We start from the raw sequence: 26,323 nt of genomic DNA on the forward strand, positions 1-26,323 counted from the left end.
GCTGCGTGAGCGGGTAGCCACCATGCGTGACGGGCGTACGAGTGTCCGGTAGGCCGTGCCGTGTTCCAGTGGTGCGGTCCCGGACTCCTGTCGGCGCCGTACGCGCACGATCGCGGTCAATTCGGGCAAGTCCTGTGTTCTCCGCACATGCCTGGCGTATCCGCGATATCTGCGGGGCAGTGATCAACAGGGACGGTATCCGCCGTAAACGCACAGCAGTCACTGGGGGTATGACCATGGCCGCTAGGCCGCTTGTGGCGCGGCAGCCGAACGAGAGGCTGCAGGCGCTCATCCAGGAAGCCGCGTGTTCCAACGCCGGCTTGGCGCGCAGGGTCAACATGTGCGGCGCCGAGCACGGCCTCGATCTGCGCTACGACAAGACCTCGGTCGCCCGCTGGCTGCGCGGCCAGCAGCCGAGGGGCCGGGCCCCGGGCATCATCGCCGAGGCGCTCGGCCGCAAGCTCGGCCGTACGGTCACGATCGACGAGATCGGCATGGCCAACGGCAAGAACCTCGCCTCGGGCGTGGGGCTGCAGTTCTCGCCCACCGTCCTCGGCGCGATAGAGCAGGTCTGCGAGTTGTGGCGGAGCGACGTCGGGCGCCGTGACTTTCTGAGCGGTTCGACGGTCGCGGCCTCGGCGCTGGTGGAGCCCAGCCGGGACTGGCTGATCACCGGGGCGGACTCCCAGGTCGCGCGGACGGCCGGGGCGAAGGTCGGCAGGTCCGACGTGGCGGCGGTGCGGGCGACCACCGACGCGCTCATCGAGCTCGACCACCGGTACGGGAGCGGCCATGTGCGCCCCGTCGTCGTCCACTACCTCAACAGCGTGGTCTCCGGACTGCTGGCCGGCTCCTACCGCGAATCGGTCGGGCGCGAACTGTTCGCCGCCGTCGCCAGGCTGACCGAGCTGGCCGGTTATATGGCGGTCGACACCGGCCAGTCGGGGCTCGCCCAGCGCTACTACATCCAGGCGCTGCGGCTGGCCCAGGCCGCCGGGGACCGGGGTTACGGCGGCTATGTGCTCGCCGCGAGCATGAGCCATCTCGCGGCCCAGCTCGGGAACCCGCGGGAGATCGCCCAGTTGGCGAAGGCCGCGCAGGAAGGCGCGCGCGGACAGGTGCCGCCGCGCGCCGAATCGCTGTTCCTGGCCGCCGAGGCCCGCGGCCACGCGCTGCTCGGCGACGGGCGCGCCTGCCAGGTCGCGGCGGGCCGTGCGCTCGACGCCATGGAGCGGGCGGCGGGCAGCGGGGGCGAGACCGGCGACGACCCCGCCTGGATCCGCCATTTCGACCACGCCTATCTGGCGGACGAGTTGGCCCACTGCCACCGCGACCTCGGCCAGGCCGAGCCCGCCAGGCGCCGCGCGGAGGAGGCCCTGGAAGGCCATCCGGACAGCCGGGTGCGGCGGCGGGCGATCGGGCTGTTGCTGCTGGCCACGGCGCATGTGCAGCAGCGCGATGTGGAACAGGCCTGCCACACCGGGACCCAGGCGGTCGAACTGCTCGGATCCCTGCGCTCCAACCGGGGGGTGGAGTATCTGGACGACTTCCAGCAGCGGCTCGAGCCGTATCGGGACGAGCCGGTGGTGCGGGAATTCGGGGCGAGGTTGGAGGTCCAGGCCGCCTGAGACGGGTGACAAGTGTCTCGTTCTCCCCAAGGCCGCCGGGCACCGCACTGTCCGGGGACCCGGTAGCGTGAGCCGTTGATTCCGTAAGTCGTATAGCCAAGGAGTCCCGGTGACGCAGAGCGGACAGGGGAACGAGCCGCAGCTGCCTGCGGTCCCGCCCGCGCAGCCCACGCAGCCCGTGCGCGAGGGTGTCGTGCTGCCCGCTCAGGGCGATCAGCGGGCCCACGACCAGCACCAGGCGGCCCCGGCCGGTGGCCAGGCTTGGGGACAGCCATGGGGTCCGCAGGGCGCGCCTCAGACCGCACCGCAGGCCCCCGGGCAGCCGGGCGCGCCGGCGCAGCCTCAGCCGCTGCCGCAGCCTCAGGGAGACGCCGCGGCCCAGGCCCAGCAGGGCTGGCCGCAGAACGACGCGCGGCACGGAGCACAGAACGTTTCCCAGCACGCCCCGCAGAACGCGCCACAGCACGGCTTCCAGGGCGGCGCTCCGCTGAGCCCGCCCCCCGGCGTGCCGCAGAACGGCCTGCCCGCCGGTCCCGCCGCGCCGCACGGCGCTCCGTACGGCGGGCCGCAGGGTGCGCCGATGCCCGCCCAGGGACAGCCGTACGCCCAGCAGGGCTGGCCGCCCGCGCACGGGCAGCAGCCGCAGGGGCAGCCGCCGATGCCGCAGGGCCAGCCGCCGATGCCGCCTCAGCCGCAAGGGGGGCCGCCGGCGCCGGACAGACAGGCGCAGCCCTTCGCCGGAGGCGCCGGACCCGCCGCCGAGACCCAGATGCTGCCGCCGCAGCCCGGCGTCCCCGGGCCGCCCGCGGTCGACTCCGAGGCGACTCAGTACATACCGCCCGTCGCCGGACAGGCGCCCGGCGCGATGCCGCTGCCGCCCGAGGGCGCGGCCCCCACCGCTCCTCCCGCGCATGCCGCCCCCGCGCATGCCGCCCCGGGCCCGGACCCCGCCCAGGGCCCCGCCGGCCAGGCCCCCGCGAGCACGCCGCTGCCGCCGGAGAACCGGTCCGGTCACCCCCGAACGCAGCCCGAATCGGACAAAGAGTCCACCACCGTTCTGCGGGCGGTCCGCCCCGGACGCGCCCGCCACGGCGCCCCGCAGGCCGCCCCGGGCCAGCCGGGCCCCGGCCAGCCGGCCTCCGGCGCCGCCGAGGAGACGCAGGTGCTCCCCGGGCCGATCCCGGCGGCCGGGCCGCCGCCCCGGCAGCAGGGCCACGGCGCCCCCCAGCCGGGCGGCCCCGCGCCGTACGCGATCCGGCCCGGCATGCCGGGCGACCGGCAGCCGCCGTCGGAGTTCGACGGCCTGTTCCGGGCCGACGGCGGGCCCGCCGAGGGGGCGGACTCGACCCAGCAGCTGCCCCAGTTCAGCGACCAGGGCCCGATGCCCGGCCCGCCCGCCCCCGCGGCCGAGGGCGATGGGCCGGGCAGTCGAGGCGGCGGCGGCCGTCGCCGTATGTCGCCCGCCGCCCTCATCGGCATCGTCGTCGGGGTCTGCGCCATCGCCGGCCTCGCCGCCGGAGCGGCGCTCAGCGGCGGGGGCGACGACGACAAGAAGGACACGAAGGCCGAAGGGAGCCAGACGCCGGATCCCAAGGTCGACGACAAGACCAAGGCGGCCGACCCCGCCGAGGCGCAGGCCAAGGCGCTCGACGCGCTGCTCGCGGACAGCAACAACAGCCGGGCGGCGGTGATCAAGGCCGTGGAGGACATCAAGACCTGCAAGAACCTGTCCACCGCGGCCACGAACCTGCGTACCGCCGCCGGGCAGCGCACCGACCTGGTGACCCGGCTCGGCAAGATCTCCGTCGACAAGCTGCCGAAGAACGCCCAGCTGACCTCGTCGCTGACCAAGGCATGGCAGTCCTCCGCCACGGCCGACAACCAGTACGCGGCCTGGGCCGACCAGGTCGGCGGCAAGAAGGGCTGTCACAAGGGCCAGGCCCGTGCCACCCCCAAGAAACGGGCGGGTGATCTCGCCAGCACCAACGCCTCGAAGGCGAAGGGGGAGGCCGTGGTTCTGTGGAACGAGATAGCCACACAGTACGGATTGCAGAAGCGGCAGGCCGCTCAACTCTGACGAACGCCGGGCTGCGGGCAATCGGCTGCCAATTCTTGGCGGCGACCGATTGCCCGCGCTCTGTTGAGTGTGCCGGGCGCTAGGCGCGGCCGATCCTCACGCAGGATTGCGGGACCCAGCCGTAGAAGTCCCCCCAAGCCACTTTCACCCACCGGTTGCCCGAGGGGCCGCCGCTCCAGCAGGTGTAAGAGCCGCCGGCTTTGGTGTAGCAGCCGCTGCTCGTGAAACACGGCCACGAGTCGGCGGCGGGAATGCTCCCGATCTTGGCTGAGCTGGTGGTGGCTTCGTCCCGCACGTTGACGGCGTGGCCGTTGTAGGTGAAGACGGCCGCGTAGTCCTGGGTTCCGGCCTCTGCCGTACCCGGGAGCGCGAGAGCCATCAAGGACCCCAATAACGCGGACGCCGACCCCGTTGATCGAACTTTCCGAAAGCGCATGAGTGTCTCCTCGAAAGGTGGCGATCAGGTGACACTGTGTCAACGGCGATTTTCGTTTGCAAGGGCGCATTCGGACGGCTGAAGGTGTCGCAACAGCTCAGTTTCAGGAGACGGTCTCAGTCCGCCTTGGCGTACCGCCGGAGCGTCGTCGAGACGTCCATGAACCCCTTGCGGACCGCGACCAGCTGCCCGTCCCGCACCACCTGGTAGGTCACGTCCGCGTTCACCATGCGCGGATAGCCGTGGATGGACAGCGCGTCCTTGTAGCCCCAGCGGAGTTCCGGGGTGAGGCCCCCGGTGTCGACCGCGTGGCCGTTGTCCAGCTCGCGCCGGATGGAGCGGGCGCTGATGTCGTCGGCCTTCAGGGAGTTCAGGACGGACCGCAGCACGGTGTAGGCGATCCAGGTGGTCTGGGTGCCGGGGTCCTCCGCGTCGATACGGGCGTCTTCGAAGGCGTAGTCCTTGATGACCTTCTTCATGGGCGCCCAGCGCGGATCGTCCGCGGCCGGGTACCAGCCGGTGGCGTACGCGCCCTCCAGCGGGCTCTCGCGGCCGCCGGTGCTGTCCACGAGGGACTGGCGGACGCTGCCGAGCACGGAGGCTATCCGTACCTTCGGGTGGTCCTCCTGGAGCCGCCGGAAGGAGTCGAAGAAGGTGCCGGTGCGCTCTCCCAGCGCCGCGGTCACACAGGAGTCGGGCAGCTCGGCGCCCTGCGCGGCGCCGCCCAGGGCGGTCTCGGCGCCCACGCCGTTCAGGGCGGTGCGGGCCTGCCGCATATAGTCGCCGGCGTCCTCGGGGGCCCGTACGTCGGTGGCGGCGCGGCGCTTGCCGGCCGTCAGGCCCGCGTCGAGGAGTTCGGGCAGCTCGTCGCCCGCGATGGTGTCGGGGCGGACGAGGGAGACGCGGCGGCATACGGAGGCCAGCTGCCGTCCGTTCCCGGCCAGCAGGGCGGCCTGGCCGCCGTTGACCGGGTAGGAGTACGGGCTGTCGAACTCCTCCTGCGTCAGCCCGTATCCGCCGATATAGGGGATGCCCGAGCCCTCCAGGGCGGAGATGAAGTAGCGGCCGAACTGGCTGTACGAGCCGACGACCGCGACGACGTTCTCATCCGCGGCGCGCCGGGCGCAGCGGGCCGCCTCCGAGGGGTCGTTGCGCTCGTTGCAGGTGAGCACCTTCAGCTTGCGGCCGTGGATGCCGCCGTTGTCGTTGACCCAACGGGCGTACGCCTTCGCCATAGCGGGCATCTCGGGCATATTGGTCGCTTTGGTGTTCTCGGGCGCCCAGGTCATGACGGTGACGGGGTCCTCGGATCCTGCCCCGGGCAGCGCGCCGCAGCCGGTCAGCGTCCCCGCCCCGACCGCGGCACAGAGCGCGGCCGCCAGCCACGGGCGTGGGGAGAAAAGTCGCCATCCGGTCATGGCATGTGAGCGTGGCGTTCCGCTCGTAACGGGGCGGCTATCGCAAATGACGAGAAAGTGACGAGAGGGTGAATTACGGGGGTCGGTGCATGTGTGCCCGTGAAGAACGTACGATCGATTCCCGTGCAAGGTTCGGAGAAGTCTTCCCGTCGCGGCCGTCGCTCGACCACCATGGGCGGCATGCCTGTCAATGACATGCCGTGGTGGCGCTGGCGCAGCAATGTGCGCTCAGCGCTGCATATGCTCTCTGATCCCGTCTTCCAGCAGGAGTGCTGGCTGGCGGGCCGGGACGGATACGGGGACGTCACCGACGCCGTGTACCGGCTGGTGGAGGACACCTGGCTGGACAACTGGTCGGCCGAGAAGTACGTCGGCACGATCTTCCGCGACTCGCAGGAGGCGGCGCTCGTCGATGTCGCCGTCCTCAGAGTGCTGCGGATCATGCACCAGGTGGGCGCGGACGCCCAGGTCGCGGCCTACCTGGAGCACCACGGGTGGCCGGAGGCGGTCCGTGCGGCGCGCGAGGCGCATGTGCGGCTCGCGGCCAACGACGGTGAGGACCCCGACCTGCCCCCGCACACCCTCGAAGTGCTGGCGATCATGACCAACGCGGTCTAGGGAGCGGTCCAGGGATCCGGGCGGGGTGTGCGACGCTATGGAGTCATGAGCCAGTCGCATTCCGCCGCCGCCGACCAGTACATCCTCACCCTGTCCTGCCCGGACAAGCAGGGCATCGTGCACGCCGTGTCGAGTTACCTCTTCATGACCGGCTGCAACATCGAGGACAGTCAGCAGTTCGGCGACCGCGACACCGGGCTCTTCTTCATGCGGGTGCACTTCCGGGCGGTCTCGCCGGTGCGGGTGGAGGACCTGCGGGCGAGCTTCGCGGCGGTCGGCGAGTCCTTCCGGATGGACTGGCAGATCCACCCGGCCGCCGAGAAGATGCGCGTCGTGCTGCTGGTCAGCAAGTTCGGCCACTGCCTGAACGACCTGCTCTTCCGCTCGCGGATCGGGGCACTGCCCGTGGAGATCGCGGCGGTGGTCTCCAACCACACCGACTTCGCGGAGCTGGTGGGCTCGTACGGGATCCCCTTCCGGCACATCCCGGTGACGAAGGAGAACAAGGCCCGGGCGGAGGCGGAGCTGCTGGAGCTGGTGGAGGCCGAGCAGGTGGAGCTGGTGGTCCTGGCCCGCTATATGCAGGTGCTCTCGGACGACCTGTGCAAGCGGCTGGCGGGGCGCATCATCAACATCCACCACTCCTTCCTGCCGAGCTTCAAGGGCGCCAAGCCGTACCACCAGGCGCACGCCCGCGGCGTGAAGCTGATCGGCGCGACGGCCCACTATGTGACGGCCGACCTGGACGAGGGCCCGATCATCGAGCAGGAGGTCGAGCGGGTGGGCCATGAGCTCACCCCGGACCAGCTGGTGGCGGTGGGGCGCGACGTGGAGTGCCAGGCGCTGGCGCGGGCGGTGAAGTGGCACAGCGAGCGGCGGGTGCTGCTCAACGGCCACCGGACCGTGGTGTTCGCCTGAGCCTGTACCTGGGGCCTCACAGACGCGACAGGGACGCCGTCGCGAAGAGGACGTCGCGGATCGCCTCCGGGTCGCCGAGCTGCCCGGCGGCCGCCTCCTGGGGCGGTACGTGCCCGGCCGCCAGCTGGTAGAAGGCCTCTCGGTCGAGCGCGATATGGGCCACCGCATCCTCCGGGGAGGGCTGTGCGGCGGGGGAGTCCAGCGGGATGTACCAGTCGCCGCTGCCCTCGACCTCCAGATGGAGCGTACGGCCCGGCGCGCCGGCCTCGACCAGCCGCCGGGGCGGCCCCGCGAGCCCGGCCCGGCGGCGCTCCGCGAGGGCGTCGGGCAGCAGCCGGGCGCACAGGTCGACCATGGGCTTGAGATGGGCCGAGGCGGGCGGCTCGTACGGGTAGTCGATCGCCTCGGCGATGTCCCCGGCGTGCACCCAGCACTCGAAGGCGCGGTCGAGGAACGAGTCGCGTATGGGCAGCGAGAAGTCCCCGTACGGCACGGAGAGATCGCGTACGCCGCGCCCGGCGAAGGACACGGTCCGTACCAGCGCATGGCCCTGCTCCCGCCACGGTTCGCGCACCGCCCCCGGCTCCCCGGCGGCTCTCGGCCCCCGCGCGGGCACGCCGCGCCAGTACGCCTCCGTACGGTCCGCCGGGGAGCCCGGCGCGTGGGCGCCGAGCGGATCGGGCAGCCCGAGGGACGCGGCGAGGATGCCGTCGACCACCATCAGGTGGCCTATCACCCCGGCGACGGTGGTGTCCCGCCCCACCAGCCGCTCCCCGTCGAACCATCTGAGCCGCACCGGCGCTCTCCACTCCGCCTCGCCCATGTCGCGCAGCAGCGCGTCCAGCCGGGCGGCCTCCGCGTCGTACACCCCGGCCCAGTCGGGCACCGGTATACGGGCCGGGCGGCGGCCCAGACAGCCCGCCAGCACGCGGGAGCGCAGCAGCGGGTCGAGGTCCAGGCTCTGCTCGGTGTGCAGCAGCCCGACCGCCTCGCGCAGCCGCAGGGCCTCTTCGGCGCACGGGGTGCAGTGGTTGAGGTGCGCCTCCACGGCTGCGGTCTCCTCGGGTGGGCATGCGGTCAGGGCCCAGGCGCCCAGCAGCGACTTCAGCACGGCGTGGGAGAGGAGCGGCGGATCGAAGGGCTCCGGATCCGGCCCGGTGCCCGGCTCGTGGGCGTCGGACACGGGTTCGGGCGCGGTGCCGGGGATGGGGCCGGGTGCGGGTTCGGGCGCCGGGCGCCAGTGGGCGGGCCAGTGGCCGCTGTCCTCGGCGGCCGGGCGTGGCGGGGGTATGCGCGGTGCGTCGGCGGGCTCGGGCGCGAGGGGCGGCTCGTCGCCGCGCCCCGGGCCGTCGGTGCCGCCGGCGCCGTCACCGGGCCTGTTCACAGGGCCCGTCCGTAACCGGGAGGCGGAACGGCGTCCGGGGGTGGGACGTTGGCCGTCGACAGCAGTTGCAGGCCCAACCGGAGGCGGCGTCTCGCCTCGTCCTCCGTCACACCGAGCTCGGCCGCGGCCTGGCGGTAGTCGCGGCGGTCGAAGTAGGCCAGTTCGAGGGCGGCGCGCAGCGGGGCGGGCATGGACGTGACGATGTAGTCGGCGCGGGCGGCCACGGAGGCTTCGCGGATCCTGTCCTCGATGTCCTCCTGGGTGCGCCCCGCCCCGCCTCTCGCGGGGTCCGCTCCGGCCCTGTCGTCGCCGGCCCGGTCGGCTCGGGCCCGGTCGTTGCCGGTCGGTTGGGCGCCGGTCGGTTGGGCGGCGGCGCGCGCCTCGGCCTCGCGGAGCCGGTGCACCGCCTGGCGGTGGGCGAGTGTGGCGATCCAGGAGCGCAGCGTGCCCTGCTTGGGGTCGTACGCGTCCGGGTTCTCCCAGGCGTAGCCGAACACTTCGCGGGTGACGCGGTCGGCGGCCTCCTCGTCCTCGAGCACGCGGTGGGCCAGATTGTGGACGAGGGAGGCGAAACGGTCGTACAACTCGCCCAGCGCGGCGGCCTCGCCGCGTGCCAGCCGCTGCTGCATCCTGCGATCCCAGCGGGGCGGTGCGTCGTTCGCCATACGGCCCCCATTCCTCGTGTCCGAGTCGTCCGGGCGTCGGCTCCAGGTCTTCGGGGCCGATGCCACCGTCATATCGAATGTAGTGCGGGGGGTGACACAACACGCCCCCATGCGGCAAAGTGCGGCACGGTGGGGCTGCGGATGGTATTGGGGCCGTCACTTTGCGCACGAATCCCGCGACGAAACGCTTCCGCACGGCATAAGGTCGTCATCTCTGGCTTCTGCCGGGGGGTGTTTGGTGGGGCATCGGGCGGGCAGCCGCTGGGGAACAGGCAATTCCGGTTAGCGGGCGAGCGAAGGGCTTCGGGCGCGTGACGTTGAAGGTGATGGAGGACCGGCGGGGGGAGTGGGTCGTCCTCCAGGTCTCAGGAGAGATGGACCTGGTGACCTCCCCCGCGGTCCGGCAGCACGTCCACGACGCGGTGGCCGAGGGCCGCCACTGGTTGGTTCTCGACCTCCAGGAGGTGCGCTTCTGCGACTCCAGCGGGGTCGGCGTCCTCATCGCGACGCGGCGGCTGATGCGGTCCTGTTCCGGCCGGCTGCGGCTGATCCTGCCCCCGCAGGGCGAGGCCCACGGCTCCCATGTCCACCGGGTCCTCGCGGCCCTGGGCGTACGGCGGCTGTTCGACGTCTACCCCGACCTGACCGCCGCGACCGAGGCGGCCGTCGACCCGCTGAGCGCTTAGCGTCCGCCGTCCGGGCGCTCAGCTCCGGTGCTCAGCTCCGGGGCGGCCGGGGCGCGGGCCGGGCTCCGGGCAGCCGGGCGCGTACGACGAAGCCGCCGTCGGGCAGGGGGTGCGCCTCCAGTGTGCCGCCGAGCAGTTGGGCGCGTTCGCGCAGGCCGATCAGGCCGTGGCCGCCGCCCGGCAGGCCGGGCGCGGCAGCCGTCGCGTCGGGCGCCCCGTTGCGGACCTCGACCCGCAGCTCCCGCACGGCCTTACCGTCGCCTTCCGCGCCACCGACCTCACCCACCTCGCTGACCCGGACCCGTACCCGCGCGCCCGGCGCGTGCTTGCGCACATTGGTCAACGCCTCCTGCACGATGCGGAACACCGCCCGCTCGACCGCCTCCGACTGACCCAGGTCCTCCAACACCCCCTCCCCGTAGTCCGCCTCGTAGTCCACGTCCAGCGCGCTCAGCTCGATCAGCCGCGGCAGATCGGCCAGGCACGGCTGCGGGGTGAGCTCTTCCAGGTCGCCGCCCGCCGCGCGCAGCACGCCCACCATGTGGCGCAGCTCGTCCAGGGTGCGCACCGACAGCTCGCGGATCGTCCGGGCGCTCTCCCGCGCCTGGGTGTCCGCCGCGCTGATCTGCACCGCCCCGGCCTGCAGGCTGATGAGGCTGACCTGGTGCGCGACGACGTCGTGCATCTCCCGGGCGAGGCGGGCCCGTTCGGTGCTCAGCACCTGCTGGGCCAGCAGCTCGTCGGCGTGGCGGCGGCTGCGCGTCAGGTCCGCGATACGGGCCGCCAGTTCGCCGCGGGTGCGCACCAGCAGGCCCAGCGCGATGGGGCCGACGGAGGTCACGCATGCGTCGATCAGGGTCAGGGTGTTCTCCCGGTACGCGGTCGGCTCGAAGTCCGAGACCGGCCACGGTACGAAGTGCGCGATGGCCAGCAGCAGCGCCGAGAACGCGAGCAGCCGGCGGTCGGGGCGGCGCGCGGCCACGGTGTACATCGCGATCATGGGCGCGAACCAGACGTAGCCGATGAGGATCCCCGGCAGCGTGGCCAGGAACACCGTCATCGGCAGCCGTCGGCGCAGCAGCAGCGCGGCGGCCGCGACCAGCGACACATTCAGCTCCAGGCCCAGCGTCACGCCGTTGACCAGCAGCGCGTCGGCCACTGCGAGGGCCATGGGGACGAGCAGCGACGCCCAGCGCGGCACGGGGGCGGTCATCGCGGTCATCGCGGCCCCCCGGTCGCCCCTGCGGCCCCTGGCGCACCTGCCGCCCCGGGTGCACCTGCCGCCCCTGTTCTGCCTGGTCCCCCAGTTCTGCCTGGCCCTCCGGCCCACGGAGCGCCCGCCAGCAGCCCCGCCCGGTCGGCCACGATCGCCGCCTGCACCCGGTTGACCCCGCCCAACTTCGCCAGCAGCGCCCGCACATGGTCCTTGACCGTGCTGGGCGCCAGCCCCATCCGCTCCGCGATCTGCGGATTGGCCAGCCCCTCCCCGAGCAGCGCCAGCACCTCCCGCTCGCGCGGCGTCAGCGCCTCGACCGCCGCCGAGGCCGTGGCCTCCGCCTCGGCCGCCAGATAGCCGCCGATCACGGCCCGGGTGACGCCCGGGTCCAGCACGCTGCCGCCCTGCGCGAGCGTCCGTACGGCCCCGACCAGCTGTTCCGGATCGGTGTCCTTGAGCAGAAACCCCGCGGCCCCCGCGCGCAGCGCGGCCGTGACGTACTCCTGCGCGTCGAAGGTGGTCAGCATGGCGACGGCCGGGGCGCGGTCCTCCTCCAACAGCCGTCTCAGCACGGTCAGCCCGTCCACATCGGGCATCCGGATGTCCAGGAGGACCACATCGGCCGCGCTGCTGCGCACGGCAGCCACCGCGTCGGCGCCGGAGCACTCCGCGACCACCTCGATGTCCGGGGCCGTGCCCAGGATCAGCCGCAGTCCGGACCGTACGAGCGCTTCGTCGTCCACCACAGCCACACGGATCACCGGCCGCTCCCTCCCCTTGGCTGTCATGCTCATTGCCCGGACAGCCTGCCGCATGCGCGGTACGAAGTGGAGTGGCTACCTCCGTCCATCGGGGGGAGCACCCCCGCCGGTCGGCGGGGGTGACGGGAGACCAGGGGTGGATTCCCCGCTGGTCCGTTGCGGGGCACAGTGGTCCCACGCCGCGCCACCCCGCGGCCCAGGCCGCCGCGGCCCCCACACGCGGCGGCCTTTTTCTCTACCTCACACCGGTTTCTCTACCTCACACCGGCGGTTCCGCCGGGGCCGGGCCCAGGGTGGTGGTGCCTGGGGCCGCGCGGTGGCCCAGGCCCATGCGGTACGCGTCCATCGCCGCCTCCGCGCGGCCGGCGCGCCGCAGCAGATCGCCCAGCAGCCGGCACAGGTCGGCCAGATCGCCCGCCGCGCCCGTCCGTTCCAGCAGGGACAGGGCCGCGCGGTAGTGCTCCTCCGCCGTCGCCGCGTCGCCGCGCTCCTCCGCGATCAGGCCGAGCAGCCGGTGTGCCCCGCCCGCGTGCACCGCGCCGGCCTCGGCGGTGAGCCCGGAAGCCGCGCCGCCGTCTCCGGTCGCCCCGTCCTCCTCGGCTTCAGGTTCACCATCCCCCGTGGACCGCTTCAGCAGCGGCAGCAGCAGCGCCTCCGCCTCCGCCGTCCGTCCGCGTCGCCGCAGTACGTCCGCCAGCTCGACCTCCACCTGCACCACGTACAGCGTGGCCCGCTTGGACGCCAGCATGTCCCGCGCGATGCACAGTTCGCGCTCCGCCCGCTCCAGGTTGCCGTCCTGGGCGTGGACGTAGCCGCGCATCCAGTGGCAGTGGGCCAGGTCCGTGTGGATGCGCAGCTGCTCGTACAGCTCCTGCGCCTTGGCCAGCGAGGCGTCCGCCTCGGCGGTGCGGCCCTCGGCGATGAGGGTGCGGGCGACGCCGCGGTGCAGCCGGGCGATCAGCCCCGGGTCGTCCACGCTGGGGGCCAGCGCGAGCGCCAACTCGGCCGAGCGCGCGGCACGGGCGTGCGCGCCCATGTCCATGTACGGGGCGATCGAGGCGGTGTAGAGCAGCAGCAGGGCGTTGGGGTCGTGCAGGCCCGAGGCGTTGAGCTCGTCGATGGCGCTCTCCAGGAGGTAGCAGGAGTAGCGCAGCTCGCCCGAGAGGAAGTGGGCCACGGCACGTCCGCGGATGGCCGGGACCCGCCGGGGCAGCGGCTCGTCGGCCAGCAGCTGTTCAGCCGCCTCGTAGTGCGCGCGGGCCGCGGCGAGTTCGCCGGTCTCCTGTGCGCAGTCGCCGAGCCCCACCAGGGCGGTGGCCCGCTCGTCGCGGAAGCCGAGCCGCTCCGCCTCGGCCATCAGCTCCTCGAACAGCGCGGCCGCGTCCTTGGCGTCGCCGGTGGCCAGCGTCTTACGGGCGTCGGTGAGCCCGGCGCGCAGCCGGACCGCGTCGCGCGGGTCGCGGCCCGTGGTCAGCTCCTCGTAGCTGATGCCGAGACGTGCGGCGAGATGGCGCAGCGCGGCTTCGGAGGGGCGTACTTTCCCGGACTCCAGCGTGGAGACATACGCGGCGGTGTAGGCGGGCTCGGCCAGCTGCCGCTGGGTGAGCCCCCGTTCCGTACGCAGCCGGAGCACCCGGCGTCCGATCTCCGCGGCTCCGTCCGCCGTTCGTACGTCCCCGGCGCTTCTCTCGCCCACCCTGCCCTCTTCTCCTCGGCGGCAACTTAATCACCGAGCTAAGTCCATTTACGCGAGGATTGAAACATGTCCAGGTGGTGGATCAAGGCCCGGTCGAGCAGGAGGCGGTGACCGTCCGCCGGCCAGGATCCTGGGGTCCGCCGGCCATCACCGCCCCCCTCCTCCCCCCTTCGACGTATTGCTCGACGATACGGCTCCCGGCGTCGAACGGATCGCGATCGCACCCCGAAAACGCGTGGTGAGAGGCCATCTGAGACACTGTCGGCCGGGGCCGGAGGGACGCCGGTGACTACTGACAACTGCTGACGATTACTAGCGACTTCCCTAATCCCCATTGCCGAATCGCGGCCCGAGCCCCTAGGTTGAGCGGCGACTTAATCGTGCTTAACTGGCTGCTTACGAAGTTGAGTTCGGGGGGTATCGACCGTGCGCAGACGTCTGCCCAGACGTTTCTCCATACGCACCGCAGCAGTTGCCGGCGGATTTGTTCTGACGGCCGCACTGGCCGCGACGGCCTCGGCCACCACGGATCCGCCGCCGCCCCCCAGCAGCGCCGCGGCGGCCCCGGCCGGCGCCGCAGCCCCCCCGGCCGCCGAGCGCACCCATGAGGTCGAGTACTTCACCCGCCCCGGCAGCCACCCCCGTCACACCGAGGTCCCGGCCGCCACCCCCGACCGCATCGCCCGCGCGGACCGCGCCCTGTCCGCCTCCGAGGCGGCCGCCGACGGCGACGTCAGCGCGGTCATCCAGACCGGACCGGTGGGCGACAAGCTCGACGTCGTCTTCATCGGCGACGGCTACACCTCCGCCCAGCAGGGCGACTTCCACGCCGATCTGCGGTCCAAGTGGGACCAGATGTCCGCCGTCGAGCCGTACGCCTCCTACAAGGAGCTGTTCAACGTCTGGTCGGTGGACGCGGTCTCCAACCAGTCGGGCGTCTCCGGCGACCCGGGCAAGGACGTCGTCAAGGACACCGCGCTGAAGTCGTACTTCTGGTGCGACGACATCGAGCGGCTGCTGTGCGTCGACACCGCCAAGGTCGAGTCGTACGCCGCCAAGGCACCGGACGCCGACCTGGTCGTCGTGCTCTCCAACTCCACCAAGTACGGCGGCGCGGGCTACACCCTCACCTCGCAGGTCGGCTACGACGGCATAGCCACCGCCTCCTCCGACCACGCCGACTCCGACCAGGTGGCCGTCCATGAGACCGGCCACTCCCTCGGCAAGCTGGCCGACGAGTACTTCTACGACGACTACGGCACCTACACCGGCGCCGAGCCCGGCGAGTCCAACGCCACCAAGCTGACCGCGGCGCAGATGACCTCGCAGCAGAAGAAGTGGTACCGCTGGATCGGCCAGACCTCGCCCGACGGGGGCACGGTCGGCGCGTACGAGGGCGGGCGCTACTACCCCAAGGGCATCAACCGCCCCACCGATAACTCGATCATGCGCACCCTCGGCCGGGAGTTCAGTCTCCCCGGCCGGGAGGCGATGATCGCGGGCTTCTACCAGCACGCCAGTGTGCTCGGCAGCAACACCGGTACGGGCACCGCCCTCAAGCGGGACGCGACCATCAAGGTCACCTTCCCGGCCTCCGCGTCGATCACCTGGTCCGTGGACGGCACCGAGGTCACCGCCGCGCGCGGCAAGAGCTCGGTCACCCCGGCCTCCCTCGGCATCACGGCCGACGGCCGTGCGCACACCATCACCGCCAAGGCCACGGACAACACCAAGGCGGTCAAGGACCCCGCCCTGCAGAAGAAGCTGACCGCCTCCCGCACCTGGAAGGTCGCAGCCTCCTAGCCGCTCACCGCCGCCACCCCCCAGCTGCCGCCCCGTGGACCCCCGCCGCGGGGCGGCTTCCTTTGCGCTCCTCTTCCGCTCCTCTTCCGCGCTGCTTCGCGCTGCCTATTGCGCGTAGGGGCGCAGCGGGGGCTCCGCGGCGGCCCACGGCCGGCTGTGGATCGCGACGTCGAACGGCAGGCTCAGCAGGCCCGGCAGGGCCTTGACCGCTTCCTCGAGGTTGAGGGGCATCAGCAGGGTGGCGCAGTCAGCGCGGTTGATTCTGCCGGGGTCGGCGGCGCCGGGGTGTTCGATGGCGTCGGCGGCGAGTTCGTACGACACCAGATCGACGACCAGGGCGAAGTGGCTGGGCCACAGCCGTCCGGGGCAGATGTCCTGGACGCCGATGTTCCGGGTGCCCGGCAGGACCGGAGGCCCGTCGGCCAGTACGGCCTCGTCGGCCAGTGAGTAGACCACGGTGTACGAGGGGCCCGCGGGCATCGGGGTGCCGTGCGCGGCGAGCGCCTTCGACCAGTTGGAGTCGCGGGCGAGCTGGAGGATCGCCGCCGGGCAGCCGGTGATCTCGGTGAGCGGGAGGCAGGAGCCGGCGATGGTCGTGCCCTGGAACGGGGCGCCCAGGGTCACCATGTCATCGACCTTGGTCGCCAGGTCCGGCCAGAAGCGCAGCGCCCAGGCCGCCAGGAGGCCGCCTTGGCTGTGGCCGATCAGATCGACCTTGCGGCCGGTGCGCTCGTGGATCGTGCGCGCCGCGTACACCACGTACTCGACGGACTCCTGCATATCCCGCAGACCGCGGCCGGGATAGTCCACCCAACAGGCCGGATAGCCGCTCTTCTTCAGCTCGGCCATGTAGTTCCAGGCGAAGCTCTCCTCTCCTTTGACCACGGTGCCGGGTATGAACAGCACGGTCGGCTTGGTGTCATCCACCTGGTCCGTCTGGTCCGTATCGCAGTGCAGTCCCTTGGCGAGCTCGGCCACCGGGGTCTCCAGCGGCGGGCCGGGGTCGCTGTCGGCCCGCGCGGACAGGGGGAGCAGAACCAGCGTCAGCAGGGCCGCCGTGAGGCCGGCGGCCCAAGTACGTAATCGCATGAGGAAGCTCCTCAGCCGAATGAGTGATAGGGAGCCTCCTATCGTGCGCAGACGCCACAAGGGCGTCAATATCCCTCCCTATACCCCCACATCCGTAGCCCGCCAGTCAGGACTTGTCCCCCGACAGCCCGCGCAGCAGCTCCCGGGCCCGGTCGGCGAACTCCCCGCTTCCGGTCCCGGCGGCCCGTTCCAGCAGCTCGCCCGCGCGCCCGCGGTCGCCGTCCTCGGCGGCCATCTCACCGAGCCTGGAGGCGCCCTCGGCGATCAGCTCGGGCTCGTCCGTGGCCCTCAGCAGCCGCTCGTACCAGGTGCGGGTGCCGTCGCGGTCGCCCAGCCAGTAGTGCAGCTCGCCGAGGTGGCCGGTGGCCAGCGGCCGGTGGATGTCGTCGGCCTTGAACGCCATCTGGTACCACTTCAGCGCGCCGGGCAGATCGCGGCGGTCCTTGGCGATATGGCCGAGCAGCATGGCGGCGTAGCCCCGCGTGGTGAGCTCGCTTCCGGCCAGCTCCACCGCGCGCAGCAGATACGGCTCGGCGCTCCCCTCGTCCCCCAGGTTGACGGCCGTCCAGCCGAGGCCGAGGGTCGCCCAGGCGGGCTTTTTGACCCCGAGGTCGAGGGCCTGCTGATAGGCGGCGCGGGCTTCCTCGTCGTCGCCGTCGCCGCCGCGGGTGCGCAGCATGTCGGCGAGGCGCATCACCATCTCGGCCAGCGACGTCCGGTTCTTCTTCTGGCCGAGATCGCGCCCGGCGGCGATGCGGTGAGCCGTCCGGGCGGCCTCCACGGCGCCGTCGAAGTCCCGCAGGGTGTACAGCACCGAGGCGAGGTCGTAGGCGGCGCGCAGGGCGTTCGTCGCCCCGCCGACTTCGATCGCCCGCCGGTACGCCTCGGCGGCGCCGCGCAGATCGCGTCCCCGCTCCCGCAGCAGATCGGCCTTCTTCCGGTACGCCCTGCCGAGGGCCGCCGGGTCCTCCTCGCGCTCGATCAGCTGGTCGTACAGGAAGAGGGCGTCCTTGTCCCGGGCGTCCTCGGCGAGCTTGCGCAGCTCTTCGAGGGTCGGGCGCGGCTCCTCCGGGGGCTCGACGGGCGCCCCCGCGCGGTAGATCCGGAACTCGCCTCCGTACCCCTGGTATCCGGTGATCACCGAGACCGCGAGCACGCTGCCGTCGGGCGACCAGGCCATGGCGGGGAGGATGTCGCCGCCGGTCCGGCAGCGCATGAGCAGCGCGCCGTCACGGACCCGCCACAGGTCGATCCGCTCGCCCCCCTCGATCCCGTCGCCGCCCGGGCCCTTTCCGCCGCCGGCCACCAGATAGGCCCCGTCCGGCCGGACGATCGCGTCGGACTTGATTCCGGTGAGCGTGGTCAGGACGTGTCCGGTCTCCGGGTCCAGGATGTGCACATCGCTCCCCTGGCCGACGAACATCCGGGTCTCGTCGCCGGGCTCGTCGCCGGTGAAGGAGACGCTTCCGACCGACTCCTTCCCGCGCGGAAGGTGCAGCCGGCGGGGCGATGGGCCGGATGAGCACAGTACGTCGACCCAGCCGCCGAAACCGGTGAAGCCGCCGTAGCCGCCATCGGCGCGGTGGCGGCCGAAGCCGACGTCCGCCCGATAGCGGCCGGTGCGCGAGCGGGCCTCGCGGGGCTGCGGGGGTACGTCCACCTCGGCGCCGCTGTCGACGTCGTAGGCACGGGTCGCGGCGTCGTCGTCCATGTCGCCGCCGCCCCATCGGACGCGCTTGGTGATCTGGTGGGTGCCGGGCACCCACTGGATGTCCTGGCCCCACAGGGCGCTGTAGGGGACGCGGGTGTGCTCGCTCCAGTCGTCGGTGCGGAACACCACCAGCTCACACGCCTGGCTGGTGACCGCGAGATACCGTCCGTCGTCCGAGAAGGCCAGATCGCTGGGGGTACCCTCGTCGATCTCCTCGTCCGGGAACGGGTCGAGCGTCACCGCGGGACGCCGCAGGTCCAGCACCGTCGGCGCGTCCGCCTCCAGCACCTGGTCGGCTGTGATCGGGTACGAGGCGGTCGCCCAGCCATGGCCGGGGCTCAGCGAGTCCAGCCAGCGGGCGTCGGTGACCTCGACGTCGTAGTCGGCCTGCGCGAGCAGGTCCTCGTCCTTCCAACGGCCGTCACGCTCGTAGTAGAAGTCGCTCAGGCGCTGCCAGCCGGTCTCGGCCACGGGGTGGTTGCGGGTGGCGGTCCGCTCGATCCGCCGGACGTACCGATGGGTGTGCGCGGCGACCCACTCACCGTCCAGGACCTCGTCGACGCCGACCATCCGCAGCGGGTGGAGCGAGGTGAGCGGCAGGCGGTTCGTCGCCTCCCACAGCATGCAGAAGAAAAAGCTCGGATCGTCGGGCAGCGGTGCGTGGGTCCGGCTCTCGGTGTCGTAGTACACGATGAAGACGCGGAACCGGACGCGCAACTCGTCAGGAGCGACGTCGAGGACGCGGATGCCGTACAGATCGGTGGCCATCGGACCTTCCACAGCAGGGGACTTCGGGAGTCCGGACCATGGTCACAGAAGCGTCCGACAGCCCGCCCGGTAAACGACCTTGTCCGATGCGGCGGATGCGGCTGACGCGGCGGATGCGGCTGATGCGGCAGGCCCTAGGGCCGCCGCAGCAGCCCCCGCTCCAGGGCCACCACCACCGCGCGCGTCCGGTCGTTCACATCGAGCTTGGCGAACAGGCGCAGCAGATGGGTCTTGACCGTGGCCTCCGTGATGACGAGGCGCTTGCCGATCTCGGCGTTGGTCAGGCCGTCCGCCACGGCCCCCAGCACATCGGTCTCGCGCGCGGTCAGCGGGTCCTGGACCGGGCGGCGCATACGCGCGATCAGCTTCTCGGCCACCCGGGGCGCGAGGACCGTCTCACCGCGCGCCGCCGAGCGGATCGCGTCGGCGAGCTGTTCGCGGGTGGTGTCCTTGAGGAGATAGCCGATGGCGCCTGCCTCCACACCGCGCTCGATGTCCTGATCGGTGTCGTACGTCGTCAGGATCAGCACCCGGGTGCGCGGATGCCGGGCGACGATTTCGGCGGTCGCCCCCACACCGTCGAGCACCGGCATCCGCAGATCGACGAGCGCGACATCGGGGTCGTACCGCTCGACGAGTTCGAGGGCCGCCCTGCCGTCCCCCGCCTCCCCGACGATCTCGATGCCGTCCTCACCGGCGAGCAGGGCGACCACGCCCGCCCGCATCACGGTGTGGTCGTCCACCACGACCACCCGAACCCGTTCGCCGCTCATCCGATCCCCTCGCGCGCTTCGCTCTGTGTCTCCAGATGTGTCTCCAGATGTGTCTCCAGCGGAATCACCGCCAGGATCCGGGTCCCGTCGCCGACCGAGCTGGTGACCGTCAGCCGGCCGCCCAGTTCCGCCAGGCGTTTACGCATCCCGTCGAGCCCGAAGCCCGCCGACTCCTCCGGGACGAAACCGGTGCCGTCGTCGGTGACCTCCAGCTCCACCCCGTACGGCCGGCGGGTCAGGATCACCCCGACCGTGGACGCCCGCGCGTGTTTGCGGACGTTGGCCAGGGACTCCTGGGTGCAGCGCAGCAGCGCGATCCGGGTCTGCTGGTCGCAGCCGACGTCCGCCAGGTCGGCGGCCACCGTGAGTCCGGTGTCCTCCGCGAAGCGGTCGAGGATACGGCGCAGCGTCCGCGCCACGGAGCCGGCCGCCGCACCGTCCTGCCGCTGCGCCGAGCCCACCAGCTCCCGCGCCTCGGCCAGGTTCTCGCGGGCCGTCGACTCGATCGAGCGCAGCTGCTGGGCGCTGCGCGCCGGATCGGCGGCGAGCCCGCCCCGGGCCGCCTCCGCGAGCACGACGATCGAGGCGAAACCCTGCGCGAGGGTGTCATGGATGTCCCGCGCCATCCGCTCCCGTTCGTCCGCCGCCCCCTGACGCTGGTGGGCCTCGGACAGCTCCGCCTCGGTCCGCTCCAATTCGACGATCAGCCGGGCGCGTTCGGTGCTCTGCGCGACCACCGAGTGGGCCCACAGCCCGATCAGGACCCCCACGGCCACCACGATCAGGGTGGACACCAGTGTCTCGCTGAAGAACTCCCGTGACCCGCCCTGCCGGGACCAGCTCCCCGCCAGCGTCGCGGCGGTCGCAAGACCCAGGAACCCCATGGAGGCCCTGGGGGTCCGCCCGAACATCCAGTAGTGCGGCAGCGTCACCATGAACAGCGCCGCATAGCTGCTGCGCAGATACGCCAGCCCGCCGAGCGCGAGCACCAGCACCGAGAGATAGACGTGCGGCCGTACGACGGGATTGCCGGGGAAGCGGTCCAGGAGCGCGTAGCACAGCACCACACAGCCGAGCAGCGCCAGCGCCCCGTATCTGCTCCCGCCGGGCCGGTCCATCGCGGCGAGCCCGACGGCCATCGCCGCGAACAGCACCCAGCACACCGCGTTCCAGCGGCGCAGCGACGCGGCCCAGAAGGCGTCGGCGGAGGGTCCGGCGAGAGCAGTCATACCGATCAACGTACGTCGACCACCGGGTGCTCATGGGCCGTGGGCCCCGGCACGGCCGCGGCCTGCCCCCTCGTCCGCGACGGCCCAGGCCGCGACGGCCACCAGGTCGCCTCGCCGAGCAGCAGCAGGGCCGAGGGCAGAACCATGATCCGTACGACGAAGGCGTCCAGCAGCACGGCCGCCGCCAGCACGAACCCGATCTGCTTCATCTCGATGATGTGCAGGAAGACGAAGCTCACGAACACGGTCGTCATCACGACCGCGGCGCTGGTGACCACGCTCGCCGAGGTACGGAGACCGTCCAGCACCGCCTGCCGCGTGGGAACGCCGGCGAGCACGGCCTCCCTGATCCGGCTGACCACGAACACCTGGTAGTCCATGGAGAGCCCGAAGAGGATCACGAAGAGGAAGAGCGGGACGCGCGATCCGATCGAGCCGGTGGAGTGGAAGTCCAGCAGCCCCTCGGCCCAGGTGCCCTGGAAGACGAGGACGAGCAGCCCGAGCGCGGCCGCGGCCGACAGCAGGTTCAGTACGACACCGATCAGGCCGAGCACCACGGAACGGAAGGCGTACACGGTCATCGCGAACGTCACCAGCAGCAACGCGCCGATCACCAGGGGCAGTTTGCTGTTCTGGTGCGCGGGATAGTCGGCGTAGCGGGCGACGTCACCGCTGACCCCGTACTCCGCGCCCGCGATCCGGCCGACGGTGGCGGGCAGATAGTCGTGGCGCAGATGGTCCAGGGATGTCTTGGCCTGACGGGAGTTGCCGAGATACGGCACCTTCAGCCGCAGGACGCTGATCCGGTGGTCGGCCGACGTCACGATCCGCGAGCCGTCGGCGAACAGCGGATCCCGGCCGGCCCGCTCGGCGAGCTCGCGCAGCGCCCCGGTGACCTCTTGGGTGCGCGAGGCGTCGGCGCGTACGACGACGTCGTGTGTGACCCGCTGCTCGGGAAACGCCTCGTTGAGACGGTCGTACACCCGCATCGCGGGGATCTCGCGGGAGTGGGTGTCCCGGCTCATCTCCGTGATCTTCAGGCCCGTCAGCGGAAGGACGAGGGCGAGCAGCGCGAGGACCGACACGCAGAGCGTGGCCAGGGGATGCCGGGCGGCGGGCCGCAGCAGCGCCGCCCAGATCCGGCCGCCGCCCTCGCCGCGCGCCCGCCGGGCCGGCTTACCGCGCTCCGCGCGGCGCCGTGCCCTGCGTTCCGTCCGCTTGCCGAGTACGACCAGCAGCGCGGGCAGCGCCGTCAGGGAGCTGGCCACCGCGACCAGGACGACCACGATGGTGCCGGTGGCGAGCGAGGAGAAGATCACGTCGGAGGCCAGATACAGCGTCGCGGTGGAGGCGACGACCGCAAGACCCGACACCACCACCGCACGGCCCGAGGTGGCCGCCGCCAGCTCCACCAGCGCCTCGGCGCTCAGCCGCCCGCCACTGCGGGCCCGCTCCTCGCGCTCCCGCTTGAGGTAGAAGAGCGTGTAGTCGACGCCGACCGCGAGGCCGATCAGCAGGATGACGTTCGTACCGACCCCGACGTCGGGGGACAGGTGCGAGGCCACCATCGACAGGCCGATCGCCGCCGCGATCGACGACAGGGCGAGCAGTAGCGGCACCGCGGCCATGACGACCGAGCCGAAGACGATCAGCAGTGTGATCAGCGTGACCGGAAGCGTGATCGCCTCGGACAGCGCGAGGTCGTCGTCGCGCTGCTGATCGACCCCCTTGCTGGTGGAGGGACTTCCGGTCTCCTCGAGCAGCAGCCGGGGGTGGGACTTCTGGACGGCGGCCGTCTGCGTGACCAGCGCGCCGACCTTGGCGTCCGCGTCCAGCTCCTCGCCCTTGATGGCCACCTCGACCATGAGGATCCGGCCGTCGCGGGACCACAGCGGCGCGGCCACGCCCGCGACCTCGGGCAGTCGCTTCATCCGCGCCGTAAGGTCCCGGGCTGCCGCCTCGGCGGTCCGCTTGCCGGCCTGACCGTCGAGGGTGCCGCCGGGGCGGGCGGAGATCAACACCTGCTCAGTGGACCGGCGCTCCAGATGCCCCTCGGCCGCCATGGCCTCGGCCCGGCCCGCCTCGCCGACGCGGTAGTCCGCCGTCTTGGCGCTGTTGATGCCGACGGCGCCGCCGACGACCAGGCACAGCGCCACGAACACAAGCCATCCGACAACCGCCCGCCAGGGGTGCCGCGCGCTCCAGCGAGCCACGCGCACAGTCAGTGATTTCATGCCTGAAAGCCTGGCTGAGCAGGGGGTTTGGCGGACAGAGGCGTCAGGTTGAACCTGTCCTCCACCGATCGGTGGACCGGGGGGAGGGGGTTATCCCCCGCACCTCACACCTGCCTGCCCCAGTGTTCGTCCCGTGGCAGTGTCAAGGTGTCAGTCGTCGAAGTCGGTGGAGCGGATGAGCTTTTCCCAGGAGCGGAGTTCGGTACGGGCACGGTCGAGGTGGTCGCCGATCGCGTCGGCGGCGTCGTTGCCGAGCGGCAGACGCAGCGGCGGTTCGTCGGCGTCCAGAGCGGTGAGGATGGCGGCCGCGGCCTTGGCCGGGTCCCCGGGTTCCTGGCCGCTTCCACCCGGCAGCCCGGAAAGGACGGGGCCCACGGTGTCCTGGTAGGCGTCCAGGGCAGCCGTGGCGGGCCGCAGTGCCGCGGTGTCGGCGAAGCCGGTACGGAACGCGCCGGGTTCGACGATCAGCACCCGGATGCCATGCGGGGCGACCTCGGCGGCCAGGGCCTCGGAAAGCCCCTCCAGGGCGAACTTGGTGGCGCAGTAGGCGCCGACCCCGGCGAAGGCGAACCGCCCACCCATGCTGGTCAGCTGCACGACGGCGCCCGAGCTCCGGCGGCGCATATGCGGCAGCGCGGCCCGGGTGAGTGCGGCCGGGCCGAAGAAGTGCAGGTCCATCAGGTCCCGCAGCTCCGCGTCGGTGGTCTCCTCGACCGCCCCCACCATGCCCCGCCCGGCGTTGTTGACCAGGACGTCGATCCGGCCGTGCCGGGCTGCCACGCCGTCGACCGCGGCTTGGGCGCCCGCGATGTCGGTGACGTCCAGTGGTAGGGCCTCGACCTGGTCCGGGTGCGCGGCGACCAGGTCGTCGAGCAGCGCGGTACGGCGGGCGGCGGCGACCACGATGTCGCCCGCGGCCACCGCCGCTTCGGCGATCGCCCGGCCGAACCCGCTGCTCGCCCCGGTGACCAGCCATACCTTGTTCATGTTCGTCTCCTCTGATCCTCTGTTCTGGGCGGTCCGTGTGTGCACCACCTTGCGAGGCACACCGTTTGCACGTCCAAGACCTGCTGTGATAGCCGATCGTTATGGACGTTCACGGACGGGACCTGAGGTACTTCGCCGCAGTGGCCGAGGAGTTGCACTTCACGCGCGCGGCCGAGCGGCTGTACGTCTCGCAGCCCGCGCTGAGCAAGCAGATCAGGATGCTGGAGAAGCAGGTGGGCGCCGCGTTGTTCGAGCGCGATCGGCGCGAAGTGCGGCTGAGCGCGGTCGGTGCGGCGCTGCTGCCGCACGCTCAGCGCATTCTCGCCGAGTGGGAGGCGGCCCAGGAGGCAGCCGCCCGGGTCATGGCCGACCAGGCGGGCCGTCTCGTCGTGGGGATGAGCACCAGCCCGGGGCGCGGGGGCGTGCTGCCGGCGATCCGCTCCCGCTTCACCGCCGCGCGCCCCGATGCCCGCCTCGTGGTTCGCCAGGTGCCCTGGCAGGACTCGACCGCCGGGCTCGCCGACGGCACATGCGACGCGGCGTTCGTCTGGCTGCCGCTGCCCGATCCGTCCCGCTACCGGTGGGTGGTGGTCGCCGAGGAACCCCGGCTGGTCGCCATGGCCGATACTCATCCGCTCGCCGACCGGGAGGTCATCGACTTCACCGACCTGCTGGACGAGCCGTTCCTCGCCCTGCCCGACAGCGCCGGGCCGCTGCGGGACTACTGGCTCGCCACCGACGCCCGCGGCGGGAAGCCGGCCCGCATCGGCGCGGAGGTGGCAAGCACGGAGGAGACGTACGAGGCACTTGTCGCGGGTCTCGGAGTGGTCCTGCTGGCGGCCGGGAACGCCCCGCTGATCACCCTCGGCGGAGTCGTCACCCGTGTGGTGCGGGGCATCTCGCCCAGCCGCTTCGCCCTGGCCTGGCGCGCCGACGACCGCCGCCCGCTGGTGCGGGAGTACGTGCGCGCGTGTGACCTGGCGACCGGGACGACGGACTGAGGCGGGGCGCACGCGGCTAGGAGGTCAACTCCCGCTCCAGCGGCGTGCGGAACCGGGGCGTGACCCGGACCTCCCCCAGCCATCCGCTCAGCCGTGCCGCCTCCTGTGCCACGGCGGCCGTCGCCTCCCGGCCCACGTCGCTGAGCGCGCGCCAGACCACCTCGCCGTTCGCGCGCTGGGCCCAGCCGCCGACGATGCGGCCGTTCCACCACACGGTGGGGCCGATGTTGCCGCTGCCGTCGAAGAGCGGCTTCACATGGTCGGGGTCGAGGTACCAGCCGCGGGCCTGCCAGCCCATGGCGGTCGGGTCGAGTCCGGGCAGCAGCGCGGCCCAGGGCTCGCCGTCGGCCAGTGGCGACCCGCCCGCCAACTGCTCGGCGTCCCCTGGCGCCACGTACCCCGGCCCCTCCTCCAGCGCTACGCCCTGCGCGCCGATGTCGGCCAGCGCCCGCCGGGTGTCGGTCACCGTCCAGCCCGTCCACCACTTCAGGTCGGCCTCGGTCGCCGGGCCGTACGCGGTCAGCCAGCGGCGGGCCAGTTCGGCCTTCGCCTCGCGGACGGGCAGGCCGGGGAGCGGCGGAACGAGGGCCCAGGGGTAGAGGCTGCTGGTCCAGGAGCCGCGCGGGCGGCAGCGGCGCAGATGGCCATCGGAGGCGAGCAGGCGCAGCAGCCGGCTGCCGACGGTCTGCCGGGCCGCGTACGGCTTGCCGGGCGCCATCACGATCCGCTCCCGCAGCGCGGGCACGTCCTCGGCGACCTCGGCGGTCGTCGCCTCGCCCCGTTCGGCCACGGCCGCCAGTACGGCCTTCTCCACCTCGGCCAGCCGCGCCTCGTCCCAGTGCTCCTCGGCGCGCTCCCGCAGATGCTTCAGCAGTGTGGCCCGCTCCCGGGCCGCGATGGCCCGCGCGGTGGACGAGCCGACGACCGGCGCGAGTTCGGTCGTGACGGCGAAGATCGTGCGCCGCATGCTCAACAGCTTGACCAGCGAGACATCCTCGTACAGCGCCCGCTCCACCTCCCCGGCCGCCGGCTCCCGCAGCCGCGCGCACGCGGACAGATACACGGTGGCCGGATCGGTCGCATGCAGCCCGACGACCGCGTCCGCCACGGCCTCGACGCGTGCCGCCCGGGCGGACGGGGCCAGCAGATGCCGCCGTCCGAGGCGGGCGCGGCGCTGGGCGGGGGTGATACGGGGGAGGTGGTCGCTCATGGGGGCTGACCGTAG

General features: G+C 72.3%; 21 protein-coding genes. 7 read left to right on the forward strand and 14 right to left on the reverse strand.

The genetic code is table 11. The features are described from left to right. The first annotated feature begins 236 nt into the window (after positions 1-236). A complete protein-coding gene (locus ACFV2X_RS45395; RefSeq protein WP_385627808.1) occupies positions 237-1,628 on the forward strand; it encodes a transcriptional regulator in 1,392 nt (463 codons plus the stop codon). 109 nt (positions 1,629-1,737) lie between these two features. Further along, positions 1,738-3,705, forward strand: coding sequence for a hypothetical protein (locus ACFV2X_RS45400; RefSeq protein WP_385627809.1), 1,968 nt, complete (start codon positions 1,738-1,740; stop codon positions 3,703-3,705). Between the two features lie 79 nt (positions 3,706-3,784). Here the strand turns inward: ACFV2X_RS45400 and ACFV2X_RS45405 are convergent, their stop codons facing one another. Further along, on the reverse strand, positions 3,785-4,084 hold the full coding sequence (locus tag ACFV2X_RS45405) for a hypothetical protein (protein ID WP_358629811.1): 300 nt from the start codon (positions 4,082-4,084) through the stop codon (positions 3,785-3,787). A gap of 173 nt (positions 4,085-4,257) precedes the next feature. Further along, positions 4,258-5,559, reverse strand: a complete 1,302-nt coding sequence (locus ACFV2X_RS45410) for an ABC transporter substrate-binding protein (RefSeq protein ID WP_385627811.1) — start codon at positions 5,557-5,559, stop codon at positions 4,258-4,260. A 171-nt stretch (positions 5,560-5,730) separates the two neighbouring features. Between ACFV2X_RS45410 and ACFV2X_RS45415 the strand changes: the two genes are divergently transcribed. Both ACFV2X_RS45415 and purU read left to right on the forward strand, forming a co-directional pair. After that, a complete protein-coding gene (locus tag ACFV2X_RS45415) occupies positions 5,731-6,177 on the forward strand; it encodes a hypothetical protein (RefSeq protein WP_385627814.1) in 447 nt (148 codons plus the stop codon). Between the two features lie 45 nt (positions 6,178-6,222). Further along, positions 6,223-7,095, forward strand: coding sequence for a formyltetrahydrofolate deformylase (gene purU / locus ACFV2X_RS45420; protein WP_385627816.1), 873 nt, complete (start codon positions 6,223-6,225; stop codon positions 7,093-7,095). A 16-nt stretch (positions 7,096-7,111) separates the two neighbouring features. Here the strand turns inward: purU and ACFV2X_RS45425 are convergent, their stop codons facing one another. Continuing rightward, complete coding sequence (locus ACFV2X_RS45425) at positions 7,112-8,479, reverse strand: zf-HC2 domain-containing protein (RefSeq protein WP_385627818.1); 1,368 nt, start codon at positions 8,477-8,479, stop codon at positions 7,112-7,114. Then, positions 8,476-9,144 carry a sigma-70 family RNA polymerase sigma factor gene (locus ACFV2X_RS45430; RefSeq protein ID WP_385627821.1) on the reverse strand — a complete coding sequence of 223 codons (669 nt, stop codon included), beginning with the start codon at positions 9,142-9,144 and terminating at the stop codon, positions 8,476-8,478. The genes ACFV2X_RS45425 and ACFV2X_RS45430 overlap by 4 nt, the downstream gene beginning before the upstream one ends. Positions 9,145-9,470: 326 nt before the next feature. Between ACFV2X_RS45430 and ACFV2X_RS45435 the strand changes: the two genes are divergently transcribed. Further along, positions 9,471-9,830 carry an STAS domain-containing protein gene (locus ACFV2X_RS45435; protein WP_385627849.1) on the forward strand — a complete coding sequence of 120 codons (360 nt, stop codon included), beginning with the start codon at positions 9,471-9,473 and terminating at the stop codon, positions 9,828-9,830. 31 nt (positions 9,831-9,861) lie between these two features. Here the strand turns inward: ACFV2X_RS45435 and ACFV2X_RS45440 are convergent, their stop codons facing one another. From ACFV2X_RS45440 to ACFV2X_RS45450, 3 genes are all read right to left on the reverse strand, one after another. Further along, complete coding sequence (locus ACFV2X_RS45440) at positions 9,862-11,052, reverse strand: sensor histidine kinase (RefSeq protein ID WP_385627823.1); 1,191 nt, start codon at positions 11,050-11,052, stop codon at positions 9,862-9,864. After that, a complete protein-coding gene (locus ACFV2X_RS45445; protein ID WP_385627825.1) occupies positions 11,049-11,807 on the reverse strand; it encodes a response regulator in 759 nt (252 codons plus the stop codon). The genes ACFV2X_RS45440 and ACFV2X_RS45445 overlap by 4 nt, the downstream gene beginning before the upstream one ends. Before the next feature lie 259 nt (positions 11,808-12,066). Continuing rightward, complete coding sequence (locus ACFV2X_RS45450) at positions 12,067-13,503, reverse strand: helix-turn-helix domain-containing protein (protein ID WP_385627828.1); 1,437 nt, start codon at positions 13,501-13,503, stop codon at positions 12,067-12,069. Positions 13,504-13,929: 426 nt separating this feature from the next. Between ACFV2X_RS45450 and ACFV2X_RS45455 the strand changes: the two genes are divergently transcribed. After that, positions 13,930-15,306 (forward strand): M64 family metallopeptidase, encoded by a 1,377-nt coding sequence (locus tag ACFV2X_RS45455; RefSeq protein ID WP_385627829.1) that lies wholly within the window; start codon positions 13,930-13,932, stop codon positions 15,304-15,306. A 105-nt stretch (positions 15,307-15,411) separates the two neighbouring features. Here the strand turns inward: ACFV2X_RS45455 and ACFV2X_RS45460 are convergent, their stop codons facing one another. From ACFV2X_RS45460 to ACFV2X_RS45485, 6 genes are all read right to left on the reverse strand, one after another. Then, positions 15,412-16,395: an esterase/lipase family protein gene (locus ACFV2X_RS45460; protein WP_385627832.1), complete on the reverse strand. Its 984-nt coding sequence runs from the start codon at positions 16,393-16,395 to the stop codon at positions 15,412-15,414. 106 nt (positions 16,396-16,501) lie between these two features. Then, positions 16,502-18,874, reverse strand: a complete 2,373-nt coding sequence (locus ACFV2X_RS45465; RefSeq protein ID WP_385627833.1) for a hypothetical protein — start codon at positions 18,872-18,874, stop codon at positions 16,502-16,504. Between the two features lie 134 nt (positions 18,875-19,008). Beyond that, on the reverse strand, positions 19,009-19,647 hold the full coding sequence (locus ACFV2X_RS45470) for a response regulator (protein WP_385627834.1): 639 nt from the start codon (positions 19,645-19,647) through the stop codon (positions 19,009-19,011). Then, positions 19,644-20,876: a sensor histidine kinase gene (locus ACFV2X_RS45475; RefSeq protein WP_385627836.1), complete on the reverse strand. Its 1,233-nt coding sequence runs from the start codon at positions 20,874-20,876 to the stop codon at positions 19,644-19,646. Before ACFV2X_RS45475 ends, ACFV2X_RS45470 begins: the two co-directional genes overlap by 4 nt. A 5-nt stretch (positions 20,877-20,881) precedes the next feature. Continuing rightward, the gene (locus ACFV2X_RS45480) at positions 20,882-23,110 is read right to left on the reverse strand and encodes an MMPL family transporter (protein ID WP_385627838.1); all 2,229 of its coding nucleotides are present in this window, start codon (positions 23,108-23,110) and stop codon (positions 20,882-20,884) included. Positions 23,111-23,260: 150 nt separating this feature from the next. Beyond that, positions 23,261-24,097: an oxidoreductase gene (locus tag ACFV2X_RS45485; protein ID WP_385627840.1), complete on the reverse strand. Its 837-nt coding sequence runs from the start codon at positions 24,095-24,097 to the stop codon at positions 23,261-23,263. Between the two features lie 101 nt (positions 24,098-24,198). Here ACFV2X_RS45485 and ACFV2X_RS45490 point away from each other — a divergent pair, with 101 nt between their 5' ends. Beyond that, entirely contained in the window at positions 24,199-25,098 is a 900-nt protein-coding gene (locus ACFV2X_RS45490; protein WP_385627842.1) for a LysR family transcriptional regulator, read from the forward strand. A gap of 16 nt (positions 25,099-25,114) precedes the next feature. Here ACFV2X_RS45490 and ACFV2X_RS45495 read toward each other — a convergent pair whose 3' ends face one another. Beyond that, positions 25,115-26,308 carry a winged helix DNA-binding domain-containing protein gene (locus ACFV2X_RS45495; protein WP_385627851.1) on the reverse strand — a complete coding sequence of 398 codons (1,194 nt, stop codon included), beginning with the start codon at positions 26,306-26,308 and terminating at the stop codon, positions 25,115-25,117. Between the last annotated feature and the right edge of the window lie 15 nt (positions 26,309-26,323).

The sequence above is a fragment of the Streptomyces sp. NPDC059679 genome, assembly GCF_042734105.1.
Taxonomy (GTDB): domain Bacteria; phylum Actinomycetota; class Actinomycetes; order Streptomycetales; family Streptomycetaceae; genus Streptomyces.